The 16715-nt window shown below is 40.0% G+C and carries 10 protein-coding genes; 8 read left to right on the plus strand and 2 right to left on the minus strand.

The genetic code is table 11. The features are described 5' to 3' along the window. Window positions 1-11: 11 nt before the first annotated feature. Together FFJ24_RS01135 and FFJ24_RS01140 are read left to right on the plus strand one after the other, a co-directional pair. A complete protein-coding gene (locus FFJ24_RS01135) occupies window positions 12-1445 on the plus strand; it encodes a SusD/RagB family nutrient-binding outer membrane lipoprotein (protein ID WP_138820412.1) in 1434 nt (477 codons plus the stop codon). A gap of 81 nt (window positions 1446-1526) precedes the next feature. Beyond that, a complete protein-coding gene (locus FFJ24_RS01140; RefSeq protein WP_138820413.1) occupies window positions 1527-3611 on the plus strand; it encodes a prolyl oligopeptidase family serine peptidase in 2085 nt (694 codons plus the stop codon). Between the two features lie 335 nt (window positions 3612-3946). Here FFJ24_RS01140 and FFJ24_RS01145 read toward each other — a convergent pair whose 3' ends face one another. Then, window positions 3947-5581, minus strand: a complete 1635-nt coding sequence (locus FFJ24_RS01145) for an ABC transporter substrate-binding protein (RefSeq protein ID WP_138820414.1) — start codon at window positions 5579-5581, stop codon at window positions 3947-3949. Window positions 5582-5627: 46 nt separating this feature from the next. Between FFJ24_RS01145 and FFJ24_RS01150 the strand changes: the two genes are divergently transcribed. After that, window positions 5628-6080: a hypothetical protein gene (locus FFJ24_RS01150; protein WP_138820415.1), complete on the plus strand. Its 453-nt coding sequence runs from the start codon at window positions 5628-5630 to the stop codon at window positions 6078-6080. 106 nt (window positions 6081-6186) lie between these two features. Here the strand turns inward: FFJ24_RS01150 and FFJ24_RS01155 are convergent, their stop codons facing one another. After that, window positions 6187-7524 (minus strand): sigma-54 dependent transcriptional regulator, encoded by a 1338-nt coding sequence (locus tag FFJ24_RS01155; RefSeq protein ID WP_138820416.1) that lies wholly within the window; start codon window positions 7522-7524, stop codon window positions 6187-6189. A gap of 287 nt (window positions 7525-7811) precedes the next feature. On the opposite strand from FFJ24_RS01155, the gene FFJ24_RS01160 reads away from it, so the two are divergent. From FFJ24_RS01160 to FFJ24_RS01180, 5 genes are all read left to right on the plus strand, one after another. After that, complete coding sequence (locus tag FFJ24_RS01160) at window positions 7812-10280, plus strand: PIG-L family deacetylase (RefSeq protein WP_138820417.1); 2469 nt, start codon at window positions 7812-7814, stop codon at window positions 10278-10280. Window positions 10281-10380: 100 nt separating this feature from the next. After that, window positions 10381-12075: a sodium:solute symporter gene (locus FFJ24_RS01165; protein WP_138820418.1), complete on the plus strand. Its 1695-nt coding sequence runs from the start codon at window positions 10381-10383 to the stop codon at window positions 12073-12075. 91 nt (window positions 12076-12166) lie between these two features. Next, window positions 12167-12790 carry a bifunctional 2-polyprenyl-6-hydroxyphenol methylase/3-demethylubiquinol 3-O-methyltransferase UbiG gene (locus FFJ24_RS01170; RefSeq protein WP_138820419.1) on the plus strand — a complete coding sequence of 208 codons (624 nt, stop codon included), beginning with the start codon at window positions 12167-12169 and terminating at the stop codon, window positions 12788-12790. Between the two features lie 125 nt (window positions 12791-12915). Then, window positions 12916-13434, plus strand: coding sequence for a DUF2911 domain-containing protein (locus FFJ24_RS01175; RefSeq protein ID WP_138820420.1), 519 nt, complete (start codon window positions 12916-12918; stop codon window positions 13432-13434). A 1181-nt stretch (window positions 13435-14615) separates the two neighbouring features. Next, window positions 14616-16706: a glycoside hydrolase domain-containing protein gene (locus FFJ24_RS01180; RefSeq protein WP_138820421.1), complete on the plus strand. Its 2091-nt coding sequence runs from the start codon at window positions 14616-14618 to the stop codon at window positions 16704-16706. The last annotated feature ends 9 nt before the right edge of the window (window positions 16707-16715 follow it).

A 16715-nucleotide genomic window follows, 5' to 3' on the forward strand; every position in this document is an offset into this window, starting at 1 on the left:
ATAGAATTACGATGCAAAAAATTATAAAATATACATGGTGCGCAGCTATAATTGCAACACTAGGTTTGCAGAGTTGTAAAGACGATTATTTAGATAAATTGTCTGATAATCCGAATCAGGTTCCCGTGCCAACACTCAATGCACTGTTGGCTACATCAACTTACAAAATCGGAAATAACAATTACCTTATCGGAAGTATTGTCGCTCCTTATGTGCAATATACCGCCAGTCCTTCAGCTAACGCCGCTGGTGATACCTATCAGGCCATTGATTTTAGCACTACCTGGGATGCACTTTATTTTGCCATGGCCGATGCTAACGAAATGAAAAAACTGGCAGTTGCTCAAGGCTCCAGCGAATATAAAGGTGTGGCTGATGTAATTATTGCCTATAACCTTACCCTGATAAATGATTTATGGGGAGATGCTCCGTTTTCGCAGGCTTTCGATATCAACAACCTTAAGCCAAAATACGACAAACAACAGCAGGTATATAACCAGGCTATCGTACTATTGGATGAAGCCATTACTGAACTTGCCAAAACCAATGCAACAGTTAAACTGGCCCCTACAAGCGATTTAATTTATGGAAAAACTCCCGCCACAGAAAGGGCAAACTGGTTAAAAATGGCTTATGCTTTAAAAGCCAGATTATTGAACAAAATTAGTAAAACCAGTTCTTATAATCCTACAGCAGTATTGGCAGCGCTAAGTAGTTCCTTTACCACTAATGCAGATGATGCCGGCATGGCTACTTTTAAAGAGCGTAATCCATGGGCGAATGTGGCACTATCCAATTCGCAACAATCGCTGGGTGGATGGCTTTCTGAGCAATTTATTGATGCCTTAAACGGTAAAACTTTTACCGTTTTTGACCCGCGCATCGAAAAAATTACCGATAAAACCGTTAATAATACTTACATCGGAACCGTAAATGGTGCCGGTAACCGATTACCTGGTGCAAACACCACGAAAGATGAATGTTATATTTCTAGTAACTCTCCATGGACCAGCAACACATCACCAATACTTATTGTTACCTATGCCGAGTTGAAATTTATCGAAGCTGAAGCTTATTTCGATACCGATAAAACGAAAGCCTACGCAGCTTATCTGGCTGGTATTGGTGCTAATATGGATAAATTAACGGTTTCAACAACTGCTAGAGATGCTTATCTGGCCAATCCTGTTGTTAGTGTTGGTGCTGCGGACTTAACAAAAGACCTGATTTTTAAAGAAAAATACATTGCAACCTATTTAAATCCTGAAGCATGGAACGATGCCCGTCGTTTCGATTACAAGTACAAGGATTTTACCCTGCCAGTTAATTTTGCGCTTCCAACCTTTATCCGTCGTTTGGATTATCCACAGGGTGAACGTAGTAAAAACGGGGCAAATGTTCCGGCAGATGTGGCAAGAACAACCAAACTGTGGTGGGATCAGTAACATGCTTATAAAAAACAATAATCAGAGTCCTAACTGCACATCGGTTAGGGCTTTTTTAATTTATCTGCCCCATATTAAGTAATGAAAAAATCGCTGCTTATCCTGCTCCTGCTAATATCTGCCGCTAAAATTTTTGCGCAAAACTTTACACTGAAATCAGTTTTAAGTTATCCTTTTCCGACACAACTGGTAGCCTCGCCTGTTGGCGCTAAAATCGCTTGGGCCACAAACGAGCAAGGAAAAAGAAATATTTATACTGCTGAAGCGCCTGATTACAAAGCAATAAAAAATACCGGTTATCATGATGATGACGGGCAGGAATTAACCAGTTTATCTATTTCTGCAAATGGCAAATGGATTGTATTTGTACGTGGAGGAGATCATGGTGGAAGAGATGGCGGACCGGTTAACGCAAATTCATTTCCAATTGCACCAAAAATACAGGTGTTTGCTGTGCCTTTTGGTGGTGGAAAAGTTATTGCAATTGGTGAAGGAGATAATCCCGTTATTTCACCAAATAGCGAACAGGTGCTGTTTAGCAAAACAGGTCAGGTGATGGTTGCCCCCATTGATGGATCGTTTCCGGCCAAAAACCTGTTTTATGCAAAAGGCATTAACACAGGTTACAGATGGTCGCCGGATGGGAAGAAGATTGTGTTTGTATCCAACCGGACCGATCATTCTTTTATAGGTATTTATACCGATCAGCAAACCGCGATACAGTGGCTGTTACCATCTTTTTCTAAAGATAATGCACCAGTTTGGTCGCCAGATGGCCATGCGATTGCTTTTATCCGCACGGCAGGAACAGGCATTGAAACGGATTCGATTTTAACCCGAAAACATCAACCCTGGGCTATATGGACGTTTAACGTAAATACCGGAGAAGGAACACAGATTTGGAAAGCTCCCGAAACGATCAGGGGCTCTTATCCTTCGATTGATGGTGGTACCAATTTGCAATGGGCCGACGGTAAGATAATATTCACTTCGTATGAAGATGGTTGGCCGCACCTATATGCTGTTAATCCTGATGGATCAGGCCGTTTATTGCTTACCCCCGGTAATTTTGCCATTGAAAATGTTAAACTGAGCAATGATAAAAAAACATTGGTTTTTGCAGCAAACACAGGTAAAGAAGCCGATGATTTAGACAGGAGACATATTTACAAAGTATCCGTAAATAAGGCAAACATGGAGGCATTGAGTTTTGGTAAAGGTATTGAAGCCTATCCGGTAATTTCGGGAGATAACCGTACTTTTTTCTGTCTAAGTTCTACAGCAGAACGCCCGCTTTTACCTGCTGTATTAAATGATAAAAAGGCAGTTAAACTCATCGGCGAATCACTTATCCCTAACAATTTCCCCATCAAAGAAATGGTAATTCCAAAGCACGTAAATTTCAAGGCAGCCGACGGCAATATTGTATACGGACAATTGTTTTCTCCCAAAAAAGGAACTAAAAACAAGCCAGCAATCGTATATGTTCATGGTGGTCCTCAACGGCAAATGCTTTTGGGCTGGAACCCGATGGATTATTACTCCATTGATTATGCTTTAAACCAGTACCTGGTGAATATCGGTTTTACGGTTTTATCTGTAAATTATCGTTTGGGTATTGGTTATGGTTTTGATTTTCATAAACCATTAAATGCCGGGGCGCAGGGAGCCGCAGAATATCAGGATATAAAGGCAGCAGGCGAATGGTTAGCGAATCAGAAAAACATCAATAAAAATAAAATTGGCATTTATGGTGGCTCATATGGCGGCTACTTAACTGCGCTGGCGCTTGGAAAAGATGCTAAGTTGTTTGCAGCAGGCGTAGATATCCATGGCGTAAATTATCGGTTTAGCAATCCGGGAGCCGAAGGAAAGGAACCTGCCCCAGATGCTGCACTAGCCGCAAGTATTGCCAAATTATCATCTCCGGTGAGTTATATTAACACCTGGACATCGCCAACATTGATTATCCATGCAGATGACGACCGCAATGTTGCTTTTAATCAGAGTGTAGACCTGGCCAAAAGGTTTGAGGATAAAAAAATGGTATTCGAATTTTTAGTTATTCCGGATGATACCCACCACTGGATGAAGTTTTCTAACGGTTTAAAGGTGAGTGAGGCAACTGCCGATTTTCTTAAAAGGAAGTTAATGGAGATGAAATAGATTTTACTGTTACTTTTTTTGACGCGATCATCATGCTGAATTTATTTCAGCATCTTTCCTGTTAAACCGCCTTGCTATAAAGACCCTGAAACAAGTTCAGGGTGACAACCCTTCATGCAAGGCGCCAAATAACCTAATTAAGCACATTATTAATCGAACTCAGGTTAAAAGATCTCTCCATTTCGCTGCGCTACATCCGATAGCTATCGGATCTAGATGACGATCTTTCTATAAGGATCTGTCAATGGTTTTTTATATTAAGGACAATATTTATTGAAGAACTGTTAAAGGTCTTCGACAGGCTCAGACTGACAACGTTTAAGTTGACGATTCTTCTATTTCTTTTTAATTCTTTTCAAAATCATCAGGCTCAGCGGATTGAAGGAATACCCGCTAATATTGTTTTGCAGCATCACTACAGATTGGTCGTAGAAAAGCGGAACAACAGGGGCATAATCCATTACGATCTGATCCATTTTACGGTACAGCTCAAACCTTTTTTCATTATCGGCTTCGTAATAGCTTTTTTCGAACAGCTCATCGAACTCTTTGTTGTAAAAAGCGGTGTAATTTGGTCCATAGGGAACTTTGTTTTTTGAGTAGAACATGGAAAGGAAATTCTCTCCATCGCCATAATCGGCTAGCCAGGAACCTCGGAAAAAGTTCACACTGTTTTTAGACATTAAATCCCTAAGGCTGGCACTTGGACTTACATCAATTTTAACTTTAATACCTACTGCAGTAAGCTGCCCCTGAATAAATTCGATCAGATCTTTATAAGTTGTAGTGGTGTTTAAGGTGACTTCTCCCATGCCTTTTCCTTCCGGGAAACCAGCTTCCGCTAAAAGTTTGGCAGCAAGTTTTGGGTTGTAGGAATATCCCCGGACAGCAAGGCTATCAAAACCAGGCATACCTTTAGGAATAAAACCAGATGTTGCCGCAACACCAATTCCATTTCTCAGGTATTTAATCAATCGGTCACGGTCTATAGCATAATTGATGGCCTGTCTGATTTTTTTTAAGCGCAACGGCGAATTCTTCACAATCGAAAGACTGGTATCAACCAAAATACCAACATACTCGGTACACAGATACGGGCTTTTGGTCAATGTAAATTTTCCTTTGTATTTCGAGGTCATCTTTCCGCTTTTGGTCAGGATATCATCGCGATAACTGCCATCTACATTATAGTAAAAATCCAGGTCCTTTTTCAGGAAACTCATAAATCCACTTTGTTTATCGGTAATAAAACTGGCTTTCAACGCATCAAGATAGGGTAATGCCTTTCCTTTTTCATCTTTTTCAAAATAACGTTCGTTTTTTAAAAGCACCAATATTTCCCCTTCTTTCCAGTACTTAAATCTGAAAGGGCCGGTACCAACGGGATGACTCCTGAAATCTTTAGCATAGTGTTCTACAATTTCTTTAGGTACAACAGAGCAATATTGTGTAGTGAGCAAACTCATAAAGGGTGGGAAAGGGCGTACCAGTTTAATCTGGAAAGTAGAGTCGTTCAGCGCAATAAAATTGCTTTTATCCTTTACCTTGTCGCTAAAAATCCACCCACCCGATGAGGCCACTTTTGGATCAATTAACCGGTAAAAACTGTATGCAAAATCGCTTGCAACTACTTTTCGGCCTTTTCCATTTTTAAATATCGGATCGTCGTGAAAATATACATCATTGCGCAGATTAAATGTGTAAGTAAGTGCATCTTCCGAAACCTGCCAGCTTTTGGCTATGCAGGGAAGGGTTTGCAAGGATGAATCGATCTGTACCAAACCATTAAAAATCTGGTTAGTCATCCAGATGGCATTCTGGTTGCGTGCAAAAGCCGGATCAATAGAGGTTAAACCCTGATCGAGGTTGATGTTGAATACTTTTTTGTCATGATGATCAGCATTCTCCTTACATGAAAAGAATAAGATTACACAAAAAAACCAAAATATATACTTAAATGAGCCTCTCATGCGATCAGGAATGTTATTTTTGCACAAATTAATAAATTTAATGCAGATGTCTTTTTTAAACGATTTATTTATTGGCCTCGATGAAGCTAAACAGGAAGAATTGCAGGAACGTTTAGATTTAGTGGAACACAAGATTAAATTTATGGATAAAATGCCTGTAGCCTGTATAGATACCGGTAATTATCCAGGCTATCTGTTGTCAGAAGAAATTGCATTGGCAGGAGGCATGTTAGAAACCGATATTTTAAGCGCCGTTTTCATCATTTATTATCAGCCGGGCAAAACGCTTACTGATTTAATGCGGGAAGTTCCTTCTGTATTAGATGCCGATTGGCCAGCCGTAAAAAATAACCGGATAATCCTATTGAACGATGATGTAGAACGCGAGAGAACTGCAGAAAACGCCGTTTCTCTAATAGAAGATATTGCTGAGATGTTGCATCCGGGGTCCTTTATTTTCGGCCATGAAGGCGACAAGTGGATCAGGTTTGAAGTTTAAAAAGATGTAAGATTTGAGACAGATGAGAAAAGTAATCCTGATGTTCTCGGATTCAAAACATTCCAACCTTTAAACATTCCAACTTTGACCTTCATCCTTCCTGCCTTTAAACCTCTCTAATCTGATATTCCTCTATTTTTCGGTAAAGTGTAGTTAAACCGATTCCCAATAACCTCGAAGTTTCGGTTTTGTTCCCTTTGGTGTGGATAAGCACCTTTTGAATGTGCTGTTTTTCTATCTGTTGCAGGTTATAATCGTTTTCTATTGGTATAAACTCAAAGAATTCGGGTGGGAGAGCTGCAGTACTTAAGACATCGCCATCTGATAAAATAACCAAACGCTCGATTACGTTTTTTAATTCACGAATATTTCCTTTCCAACTGTGTACGCTCAATATGGATAAGATTTTATCATCCATTTTTGGTGCCGATCGATTTACCTTATTGGCAAATTCTTTCAGGTAATGTATGGCCAGTGCAGGGATGTCGGCTTTACGCTCACGTAGTGGAGGCAAGGTGATGGTGAAAACTGAAAGCCGGTAGTAGAGATCAGACCGGAATTTTCCTGATAGTGCATCAGCTTTTAAATCTTTATTGGTAGCTGCTAAAATCCGAACATTTACCTGTTGGGTTTGGGTATCGCCTACTTTGATAAAAGTCTGACTTTCCAGAACACGCAACAATTTTGCCTGTAAATCGAGGTTCATCTCGCCGATTTCATCTAGCAGCAAAGTACCCCCATTAGCTTCTTCCAATAACCCTTTCTTATCTTTATTGGCACCCGTGAAGGCCCCGGCTTTATATCCGAATAATTCGCTCTCCAATAAATCCGGACTAAAACCGCTGCAGTTTAAGGCAACAAATGGTTTTGCCGACCTAAGACTTTCGTAATGGATAGACTGTGCAAAAACTTCTTTTCCTGTTCCGGTTTCACCGAGCAATAAAACGGTAGTATCTGTTGTGCTTACTTTTTTTGCCAGATCAATGGCTTCCTTTAATGTTTTTGACTGACCGATAATTGTATCGAAGCTATGTTTCCTCGTGATTTTGTTTTCGAGATCGGAAACCCTGCGCTGCAGATTTGATTTATCCATCGCTTTGTATAAAAGCGGAATAATTTTCTCGTTATCGTCGCCTTTTACGAGATAATCAAATGCCCCATTTTTGATAGCCAAAACACCATCGGCAATGGTACCATAAGCGGTAAGGTTAATAATTTCTACGTAGGGTTTTATGGTTTTGATATCTTTAACCAGCGCAACACCATTTACATCGGGAAGCTTTACATCACTGATGACAATGCTAACGTCATTACTTTTTAAAAGCTTTAGCCCTTCTTTTCCGGTATTGGCCTGTAAGGTTTTAAAACCTTCGAGCTCTATAATCCTGGAAAGTAAACTGCAAATTTTCTTTTCATCATCAATGATGAGGACCATCCCATTCATAGGTTAAATTTATGCTGCAATATTAAGGATAAAAACACCGAGGCAGATAAAATTTGGATAAAAAACTAGTAAAGGTTAAACTTGTTTTGAAATTCCCTGGTTCTGTATCTTCACAGAATGAAAGGGTACTAAAAATAATGGTCTGTGGGTTCTAGGCAATGGATGGCGCTTAAGACTGTAGGCTATGGACTCAGGACGTCAGACTAAACTAATTTGTACCTTTTTCGTTTCGGAGGCACTAAAGTAAAAGCTTTTTGAGCATATTTGAATTTCGCAAAACAAATAATATGTTTAAAAGATTAACTGCCATATTCACCCTATGTTTACCGGTAATGTTCTGTGCGGCGCAACAAGTTCGCCCGGCAAAATCTTCAGAGATTTATAGAGAACTCAAAACCTTAAAACACCTGCCTAAAGTTTTATATTTAGCAGCCCATCCGGATGATGAAAATACAGGCTTACTTTCGTGGTTAATTAACGATCAAAATGTAGAAACGGCCTATTTATCACTTACCAGGGGAGATGGCGGGCAAAACCTTTTGGGTACCGAACAAGGCGCAGCCCTGGGCCTGATCAGAACGCACGAACTTTTGGAAGCACGGAGGTTAGATGGTGCACAACAGTTTTTCACCCGGGCCATTGATTTTGGTTTTTCAAAAAATACCAACGATACTTTTAAACAGTGGGATGCCGATAGCATTACGGCTGATGTGGTTTGGGTAATCAGAAAATTCAGACCTGATGTGATCATCTGCCGTTTCCCGCCTACCGTTGCTGCAGGACATGGACAGCATGCTGCTTCTGCAGTTGTTGCAGAAAAGGCTTTCAAAGCTGCCGCCGATAAAAATATGTTTCCCAACCAGCTGAAATACGTTTCAGTTTGGCAACCAAAAAGATTGTTGTGGAATACCTTCAGGTTCGGATCTGTAAACACTACAGCCGAGAATCAGTTAAAAGTAACCGTTGGTCAGTACGATGCACAGTTGGGCATGGGGTATGGCGAGTTGGCCGGTTTAAGCCGAAGTCTGCATAAAAGCCAGGGCGCAGGAACACAATCCGTGGCTGGTGTACGCACTGAGTATTTTACCAATATTTTGGGCGACCCTGCAAAGCGGACAATATTTGATGGATTAAACCTTAACTGGTCGGAAAAAGGAATTGGTGATATTGATGAACTGATTGATATTGTGTTGTTATCTTTCAATTACAACCAGCCAGATAAAAGCCTGCATGGACTGTTGATGCTGAGAAAGAAAATTGCCGAATTACAGGATCCGGGTTTAAGAAAAGATAAACTGGCGGCTATCGATCAGATTATTTTAAGTTGTGCAGGTTTTATGGGCGAAGTGGTTACAAACCAGCCCGAAGCCATAGCAGGCAATGGATATAATTTCCGTTTAAATTTAATTTCGAGATCAGCCACTCCGGTAACGTTAGTAAGTGTAAACTGGTTAAACCAAACAGATAACCTGAACAGGACTCTATCTAACGATTCGCTGATTACCATTGAACGTAAAATTCAGGTTCCAGCTGATGCGGCAATTACCGAACCTTATTGGCTGGCCAAACCAGCAAAAGATGCTGCGACTTTCAGTGTTGCCAACGATACCTTAATCGGATTACCAGAAATGCAGTCGCCACTTAATGTGTTATTGTCGCTAAAGATTGAAAATGAAAAATTTGAGATTAAACTGCCCTTATCTTATAAAAAATTAGATCCTGTTAAAGGTGACGTTGTAGAAACCCTGCGGATTATTCCACCGCTTGATTTGAGTTTTGCCGAGCCTGTTTATTTTGCTAAAGAAAAAGAAGCGTTAAGTGTTACACTCCGTTTAAGAGCAAATAAAAACATCAATTATGGTAAAGTGAGTTTTAAGATTGGCAATCAGGTGATAAAAACCTTTCAGGGAATCAATTTGCCAGAGAATACCATCACCACCAAAGATTTTCTGATCCCGGTTGAAGATCTGGCCAAAATAAAAACCAGTCAGAATAAGCTTGAAGCTGTTTTCTCGTCAGAAGCGAATGAATATTCCAAAGGTCAGGTATTGATCCAATACCCGCATTTACCAACCTTGCAGTATTTTGTGCCCGCTACCACCTGGTTGATCAAAGGCGATGTGAAGGTATTGGCCAAAAAAATTGGATACATTGAAGGAGCAGGCGACTTAATCCCTGAATTTTTAAGACAGGCTGGTTTGCAAGTAGATGTACTTAATGAAGCCGACATCCTAAATGCTTCAAAACTGGCCACTTATGATGCCGTGGTAACTGGCGTAAGGATGATCAATACTGAGAAAAGGATTAAAAACTGGCAAACTGCATTGCGTAATTATGTAGAAAATGGCGGAACCATTGTAATGCAGTACAATACCACACAGGACATGGCCTTACAGGATTTCGGGATTTATCCATTCTCGATTAGTGGCAAAAGGGTTACCGAAGAAAATGCGGAGGTTAAATTCTTGAACCCTGGCCATAAACTCTTAAATTATCCGAATAAAATTACTGCCGAGGATTTTAAAGGCTGGGTGCAGGAGCGTGGAGCTTATTTCCCTGATCAATGGGATGCCAAATACGAACCCCTTTTCGAAATGAACGATACCGGTGAAGAGCCGCTTCGAGGCTCAACCCTGTATGCTAAATATGGCAAGGGAAATTTCATTTATACGCCTCTGGCATTTTTTAGACAATTGCCCGCCGGAAATGTTGGCGCAGCCAGGTTGTTCTTTAACTTTTTATCAGCCGGGAAGTGATGAAAAACCGACTTAAAAACTGGAACACCTGGTACATCCTTTTGGCACTTGCACTGGTATTTCAGATTGTATTTTATTACCTGTTTACTAAATTCTGGGCATGAGTAATATCGATTGGTCCGTACTGATATTTACTTTACTTGCTGTGGTAACCTATGGCGTTTTTATTGGTCGCGGGCAAAAAAGTAATGCATCCTATTTAAAGGCCGATAATAAAATGCCCTGGTACATTGTGCTATTGGGTATTATGGCTACACAGGCAAGTGCGATTACTTTTTTATCAGCACCAGGGCAGGCCTATACTGATGGCATGCGCTTCGTGCAGTATTATTTTGGTCTGCCCCTGGCAATGATTGTGATCTGCATTACTTTCATCCCGATTTTTCAACGGTTAAATGTATATACAGCCTACGAATATTTGGAGAATCGTTTTGATAAAAAAACAAGGGTTTTAACTTCATTGCTATTTCTGTTCTCGCGTGGATTATCAACGGGGATCAGTATTTACGCACCCAGTATTATCCTATCCAGTGTTTTAAACTGGAATATTTATTTAACCAATATCCTTACCGGCGGCATTTTATTGATTTATACTTATGTAGGCGGAGCTAAGGCAATTGCACATACACAAAAACTACAGTTTTTGATTATCCTGGGTACCATGGCATTCGCCGGATACCTTTTGGTGCAGCACATGCCTGATGGAATCGGATTTAAAGATGCGCTTTACCTGGCCGGGAAATCGGGTAAATTAAATGTAATTACCACCGATTTCGACTGGAAGGATAAATACAATATCTGGAGTGGTTTAATTGGAGGTTTTTTTCTCGCACTTTCTTACTTCGGCACAGATCAGAGCCAGGTTGGAAGATATATTACCGCAAAAGACAATACCAATGCTAAAATGGGATTATTATTAAATGGATTGGTTAAAATACCGATGCAGTTTGCTATCCTCTTAATCGGTGCATTATTATTTGCTTTTTTCTCTTTAAAACCGGCACCAATTTATTTCAATGAAAGGTCCTATCAGTATTTAAAAGAAACCCAACCTCAGCAAGCCGCAGCTTTCGAAAAGGAACACGATGTTTTAGCGCAGAAATTTAACCAGCAATCAAAAAATATCCTTGTAGAAAAGGAAAAGCAATCACCATCTTTAAATTCTTCAATAGCGAATTTTAAATCGACCCAAAAACAGGTAAAAGAACTGCACGGCAGAGTGGAAGAGGCCATCAACAAATCGAATTACAATGCAGAAAAAACCGATACCAATTATATCTTTTTATACTTTGTAAAGAATACGCTTCCCGTTGGGATGATCGGACTGCTTTTCGCTGTCATATTTTTGGCCAGTTGGGGCTCTATTTCAGCAGCATTAAATTCGCTGGCCGCCTGTTCCTTAAAAGATGTACACCTCATTTTCGGTAAAAAAGAAGTAGATGATGAAACTGAATTAAAATATAGCCGTTTACATACTTTAGCCTGGGGTATTTTTTCAATAGCTGTTGCCATGTTTGCTACACAAATGGGTTCGCTGATTGAAGCCGTTAATGTACTGGGCTCGCTATTTTATGGGCCAATTTTAGGTATTTTCCTGGTGGCATTTTATTTTAAAAAGATAAACGGCTCCCTGGTTTTTATTGCAGCCATCCTTTCCGAAGTTACCGTTGTCGCTGTATATGAGTTCAATATTGTTTCATTCCTCTGGCTCAATGTAATCGGTGCAGCAGCAGTAATTATGTTCTCAGTAATCGGCCTCTTGTTTGCTAACCCCAAAACCGTATCCGACAAATAACGTTAATTTTTACGTGCAGCAGATATTCATTCGCCGTGCACAAGCCTAAAATGTAATACCTTTATTTTCGGTAAAATAGATAACGCTAAATATGAACGACGCTTGGGTTGATAGATGGAATGACCGATACAGTACTGATGAGTTTGCTTATGGTGAACAACCGAATAACTATTTAAAAGAGCAGTTGGTGCAACTCAAGACCGGAACAATACTTTTTCCGGCAGAAGGCGAAGGCCGAAATGCTGTTTTTGCAGCTAAACTCGGTTGGAAGGTTTCAGCCTTTGATATTAGTATTGAAGGAAAAAACAAAGCACTACAAGTTGCAGAAAACAATAACGTTAGCATTGATTATCAGTTGGGCGAACTTCAGGAGCTGGACTATAAAGCTGAACAGTTTGATGCCATTGCCTTAATTTATGCTCACTTTCCATCAGCAATTAAATCAACCTACCACAAAACACTAAGCAATTATTTGCGCAAGGGCGGTTTGCTTATTTTCGAAGCTTTTAGCAAGAAACATCTTGATTATCTTGCCAAAAATGAAAAAGTTGGTGGACCAAAAGAAATCGATATGCTATTTTCTGTCGAAGAAATAAGAGCCGATTTCGAAAATTATGAGATTATTGTATTGGAAGAAAAAGAAATTGAACTGAGCGAAGGTTTGTTCCATAACGGGCAAGGTTCTGTAATTAGGTTTGTGGGTCGGAAAAAATAGAAAATCAGAAGTGAAATAATAAAGCATTTCCAGCGTTTTTAGACACTGGGATTATAGTTTTATTCAACCGAAAGCCATAAATTCGTAAAATCAAAAAAACAACAAAAACAAATAAATATAATTCTATGAAAACGATGATTAAATCAATCGCGTTGCTCTTTACAGCAATTACCGTTTCTGTAAGTGCAATGGCTCAAGATGCTCAGCCTAAGCCAAGTCCCGCGGCTACAGCAACCGGAAAAGTTAAAGGTGCAACCATCACCATCAATTACAGCAGCCCAGCCGTAAAAGGACGTAAAATCTGGGGAGGCCTGGAAGCATTCGACAAAGTATGGCGTGCTGGTGCAAACGAGGCTACAACTTTCGAAACCGATAAAGATATCGTGGTAGAAGGTAAACCTTTGGCTGCAGGAAAATACAGCTTCTTTTTAATTCCTAAAGAAAGCGGAACGTGGACAGCCATTTTTAACAAAGAACCTAAACAATGGGGTGCTTACAAATACGAAGAAGCAAAAGATGCTTTACGCGTAGAAGTTAAAACCAAAGCATTAAAAGCAACACAAGAACGTTTGGTTTACAAAATTACCAAAAGTGGTTTCTCTTTAGATTGGGATAAAATTTCTGTTCCGGTTAATATTAAATAATTAGATAAAATTTTAAGAGCCGTCCCAGTTTAAAAATTGGGACGGCTTTTTTATGTATCTCCTCGAAGAATCGTCATTTCGAGCAGACCCGATAGCAATCGGGTGTAACGCAGTCGAGAACCCGAAGGCTCTGCGAAGCAAAATCTGCCTGGATAAGATCTAAGCAGGTAGAGTCAGTACCATAATACCTCTCAATAGGAAATCGTCATTGCGATGAGGCTTTTTCAGCCGACAGTTTGGACCGATTTTCGGGGAAGCAATTTTAATTTGAAATCTATTTTTCAATAAACTAATATCGAAAATGGCTTTAGGAAAGGAAGGGCTTGTGGTTCCTGGCGGTTTGCAGTCCCGCCATTCGCTATAGCTCCGATAGAAAAAATCGGAGGCTGTCACTGTTGTCGGGTTTAAGAACTGTGGGCTATGCGTCCTAACCTCAAAAATGAAAACTATTGTGGCCTAATAGCCGCGGTTAAAGCGTTACCCCGCAGCAACGAGGCCGCGAACCGTAAAAGCAGAAAACGGGAACAAACTTGTTATTTTATAAAACTGTTTTTTAATAAAACCTCTCTAATGTTCCTACTTGGGAAGTTCTTTGATTGCATAGCAGCCATGCTCTTTTCCTGAATATTCTTTAATGCGATTAATGCATTCGTAAATTTTTCCTGTAGTGTACCCCTTTCTTTTATTGTGATATCCTTGCCTTGGGACTATATTAAATAGTGATGTGGTTATTCTATAAAAAGTGTTGTGTTTTTTCTTATTATCCTATGGGTTGGTGTCTCACAGACCGAAATAGAATATGTTTGACTAGGAAATGAGCAGTTCAGGTGGTCTTGGCATCTTCAGTCCCGCTTTCCATTATAAGTCCATCGCTGTGGGCTTTTCATTGCAATCGGGTTTAGAAACAAGAGTTTGTACACCCTGCAGCCAAACAAATGAAATACTGCTGTAGCCACCTAGCCCCGGTTGAAGCGTTTACCCTGCAGCAACGAGGTACGAGGCAGCGAAGCGTAAAAACGAAAAACGGGAGGAAACTTCTTGTTTAGTAAAGGCATTGCGCTTCAAAATAAACAAACATATTTGTTAAAGCATTTTCTCCCATTTTGTAAAGAACCTAACACATAATATCAACTTCATGTTAAAATGTTATTTTAGGCCGAATTACAAACCAGCACCCTATAATGAAGTTTCCCTTTAAATTATTGGCCTTATTGCCGCTTCTTTCATTAAACGTTTTAGCACAACAAAAAGCACAACATTTTTCTATTAGAACTGCTAAACCTGTTGATCAGGTGAATGTTTTTCTAGGCTCTTCTGCCGATCATGGGCAGATGTCGCCAGCTGCATCGGCACCTTTTAGTATGTTGAGCATTGGTCCGCAGACTTACCCTAAAACACATACGGGGTACGAATACCTGGCCAGGAAATTCGAAGGTTTTACACACAACCGGTTTGAAGGTGTAGGCTGTCAGGGCTCGGGCGGTAATATTTTCATCAAACCATTTTTAGGTAACGATCCGGCACAGTCAGAGCTGATTAAGGTTTCTGAAAAAGCCAGTCCGGGATATTATGAAGTTGGTTTTGAAAATAACATTAAAGCCAGTTTTACCGTATTAGGCAAGGCTGGAAAGCATGCTTATCAATTTCCGAAAGGCCCTAAAGGTTTTTACCTCGATTTAGGTTATGCTTTTAACGGTGCTTTTGTAGCTGAATCTCACGATGTGAACGGTAATACGGTAAGCGGATGGATTACCTCAAGAACAACCTGTGGTGCAGGTAAATACAAGATGTTCTACTATATGGAAATCGGCGATAATGTGTCATGGAAAGTAATCGGCGATCATAAAATGATTGCCATGCTCAAAGGAGCGGTAACTTCGGCAGGAATCAATATCGCCCTTTCTTCTGTCAGTGTCGAAGCCGCAAAAGCAGCTATCAATAAAAATCCGTTCAATACCGTAAAAGAACAAAGCAACGCCGATTGGAATTCAAATCTTTCTAAAATTACCGTAAATGGCGATCTGGAAAGTGCAAAGTTGTTCTACTCGCTTTTATACCGTACCATGCAGTCGCCTTATGTGATTTCTGAAACCGACGGAACATATCGCAATACAAAGGGTGAAATTCAGAAAGATAAAGAAATCCGTTACAACGGCTGGGCGATATGGGACAATTACCGTACACAGTTACCCTTGCTTTCGCTAATTGAACAAGACAGGTATGCCGGAATGGTGAGTTCTATTGCTGATCTGTATAACTCAGGTAAAAAAGATTATGCGGGGCAGAATGAACCCTCAAATACTGTACGCTCAGAACATGCCATTGTGGTTTTGCTTGATGCCTACCGTAAGGGCTATCCGGTAGATTTTAATAAAATTGCAGATTCACTAGAGAAAGAAGCAAATGGTCTGGATTATAAATCTCCGGATAAAGCTTTAGAATCGAGTTACGATAACTGGGCATTGGCAGAAATCTTCAGGATTTTAAAGAATAAAGAAAAATCTGATTTTTATCTCAATAAAGCACTTGAATACAAGAAATATTGGAACAAAGACTTTAAAGATATGACCAAAAATGATGTTGACCGCATGCAGGCCCGCGGTTTATACCAGGGAACCATTTGGCAATACCGGTGGTTTGTGCCTTATGATTTTAAAGGATTAATTGAATTGGACGGAGGAGAAGAATCTTATCTGGCAAAACTGGATGAATTTTTTGCCCGTGACTTATACAACCATGCCAATGAACCAGATTTGCAGGTGCCATTGATGTATAATATTACCAGGTCTGGTTATAAATCGCAGTACTGGATGCATCAATTGGCGGCTGATACGGTAATCCAGAATTACTTTAACGATAACAGCCGCGGAATCGGCAGTTACATCGGTAAAATTTACAGAAACCAGCCAGATGCTTATCTGCGTACGATGGACGATGATGCCGGAGCGATGAGTGCCTGGTATGTTTTTGCGGCAAGCGGTTTTTCTCCTGCCTGCGTAGGGTGGCCGATTTATTATTTAAACGTGCCTTTATTTCCATCGTTAAGCTATAACCTGCCGAATGGAAAGACTTTTACGATCGAAACTGAAAATTTTAGCTTGAAAAATAAATATATCAAGGTTGTTTTTCTCAACGGAAAGCCTTTTAAAAAGAACTTTATCACCCAGGAAGAGATTAATTCCGGAGGAATATTGAAAATGGTTGCTTCGGCTGTTCCGGTTAAAATTTCGGATACCGAAAACTGGGTTTCGGATCTTGAAAAACAATTTTAAAAAATTAAT

The sequence above is a fragment of the Pedobacter sp. KBS0701 genome (genome assembly GCF_005938645.2).
GTDB lineage: Bacteria > Bacteroidota > Bacteroidia > Sphingobacteriales > Sphingobacteriaceae > Pedobacter.

Bases quoted from the DNA above. Each gene is read 5' to 3' on its own strand.
- FFJ24_RS01135 (WP_138820412.1), top strand. From the start codon at position 12: ATGCAAAAAATTATAAAATATACATGGTGCGCAGCTATAATTGCAACA.
- FFJ24_RS01140 (WP_138820413.1), top strand. From the start codon at position 1,527: ATGAAAAAATCGCTGCTTATCCTGCTCCTGCTAATATCTGCCGCTAAA.
- FFJ24_RS01145 (WP_138820414.1), bottom strand. From the start codon at position 5,581: ATGAGAGGCTCATTTAAGTATATATTTTGGTTTTTTTGTGTAATCTTA.
- FFJ24_RS01150 (WP_138820415.1), top strand. From the start codon at position 5,628: ATGTCTTTTTTAAACGATTTATTTATTGGCCTCGATGAAGCTAAACAG.
- FFJ24_RS01155 (WP_138820416.1), bottom strand. From the start codon at position 7,524: ATGAATGGGATGGTCCTCATCATTGATGATGAAAAGAAAATTTGCAGT.
- FFJ24_RS01160 (WP_138820417.1), top strand. From the start codon at position 7,812: ATGTTTAAAAGATTAACTGCCATATTCACCCTATGTTTACCGGTAATG.
- FFJ24_RS01165 (WP_138820418.1), top strand. From the start codon at position 10,381: ATGAGTAATATCGATTGGTCCGTACTGATATTTACTTTACTTGCTGTG.
- FFJ24_RS01170 (WP_138820419.1), top strand. From the start codon at position 12,167: ATGAACGACGCTTGGGTTGATAGATGGAATGACCGATACAGTACTGAT.
- FFJ24_RS01175 (WP_138820420.1), top strand. From the start codon at position 12,916: ATGAAAACGATGATTAAATCAATCGCGTTGCTCTTTACAGCAATTACC.
- FFJ24_RS01180 (WP_138820421.1), top strand. From the start codon at position 14,616: ATGAAGTTTCCCTTTAAATTATTGGCCTTATTGCCGCTTCTTTCATTA.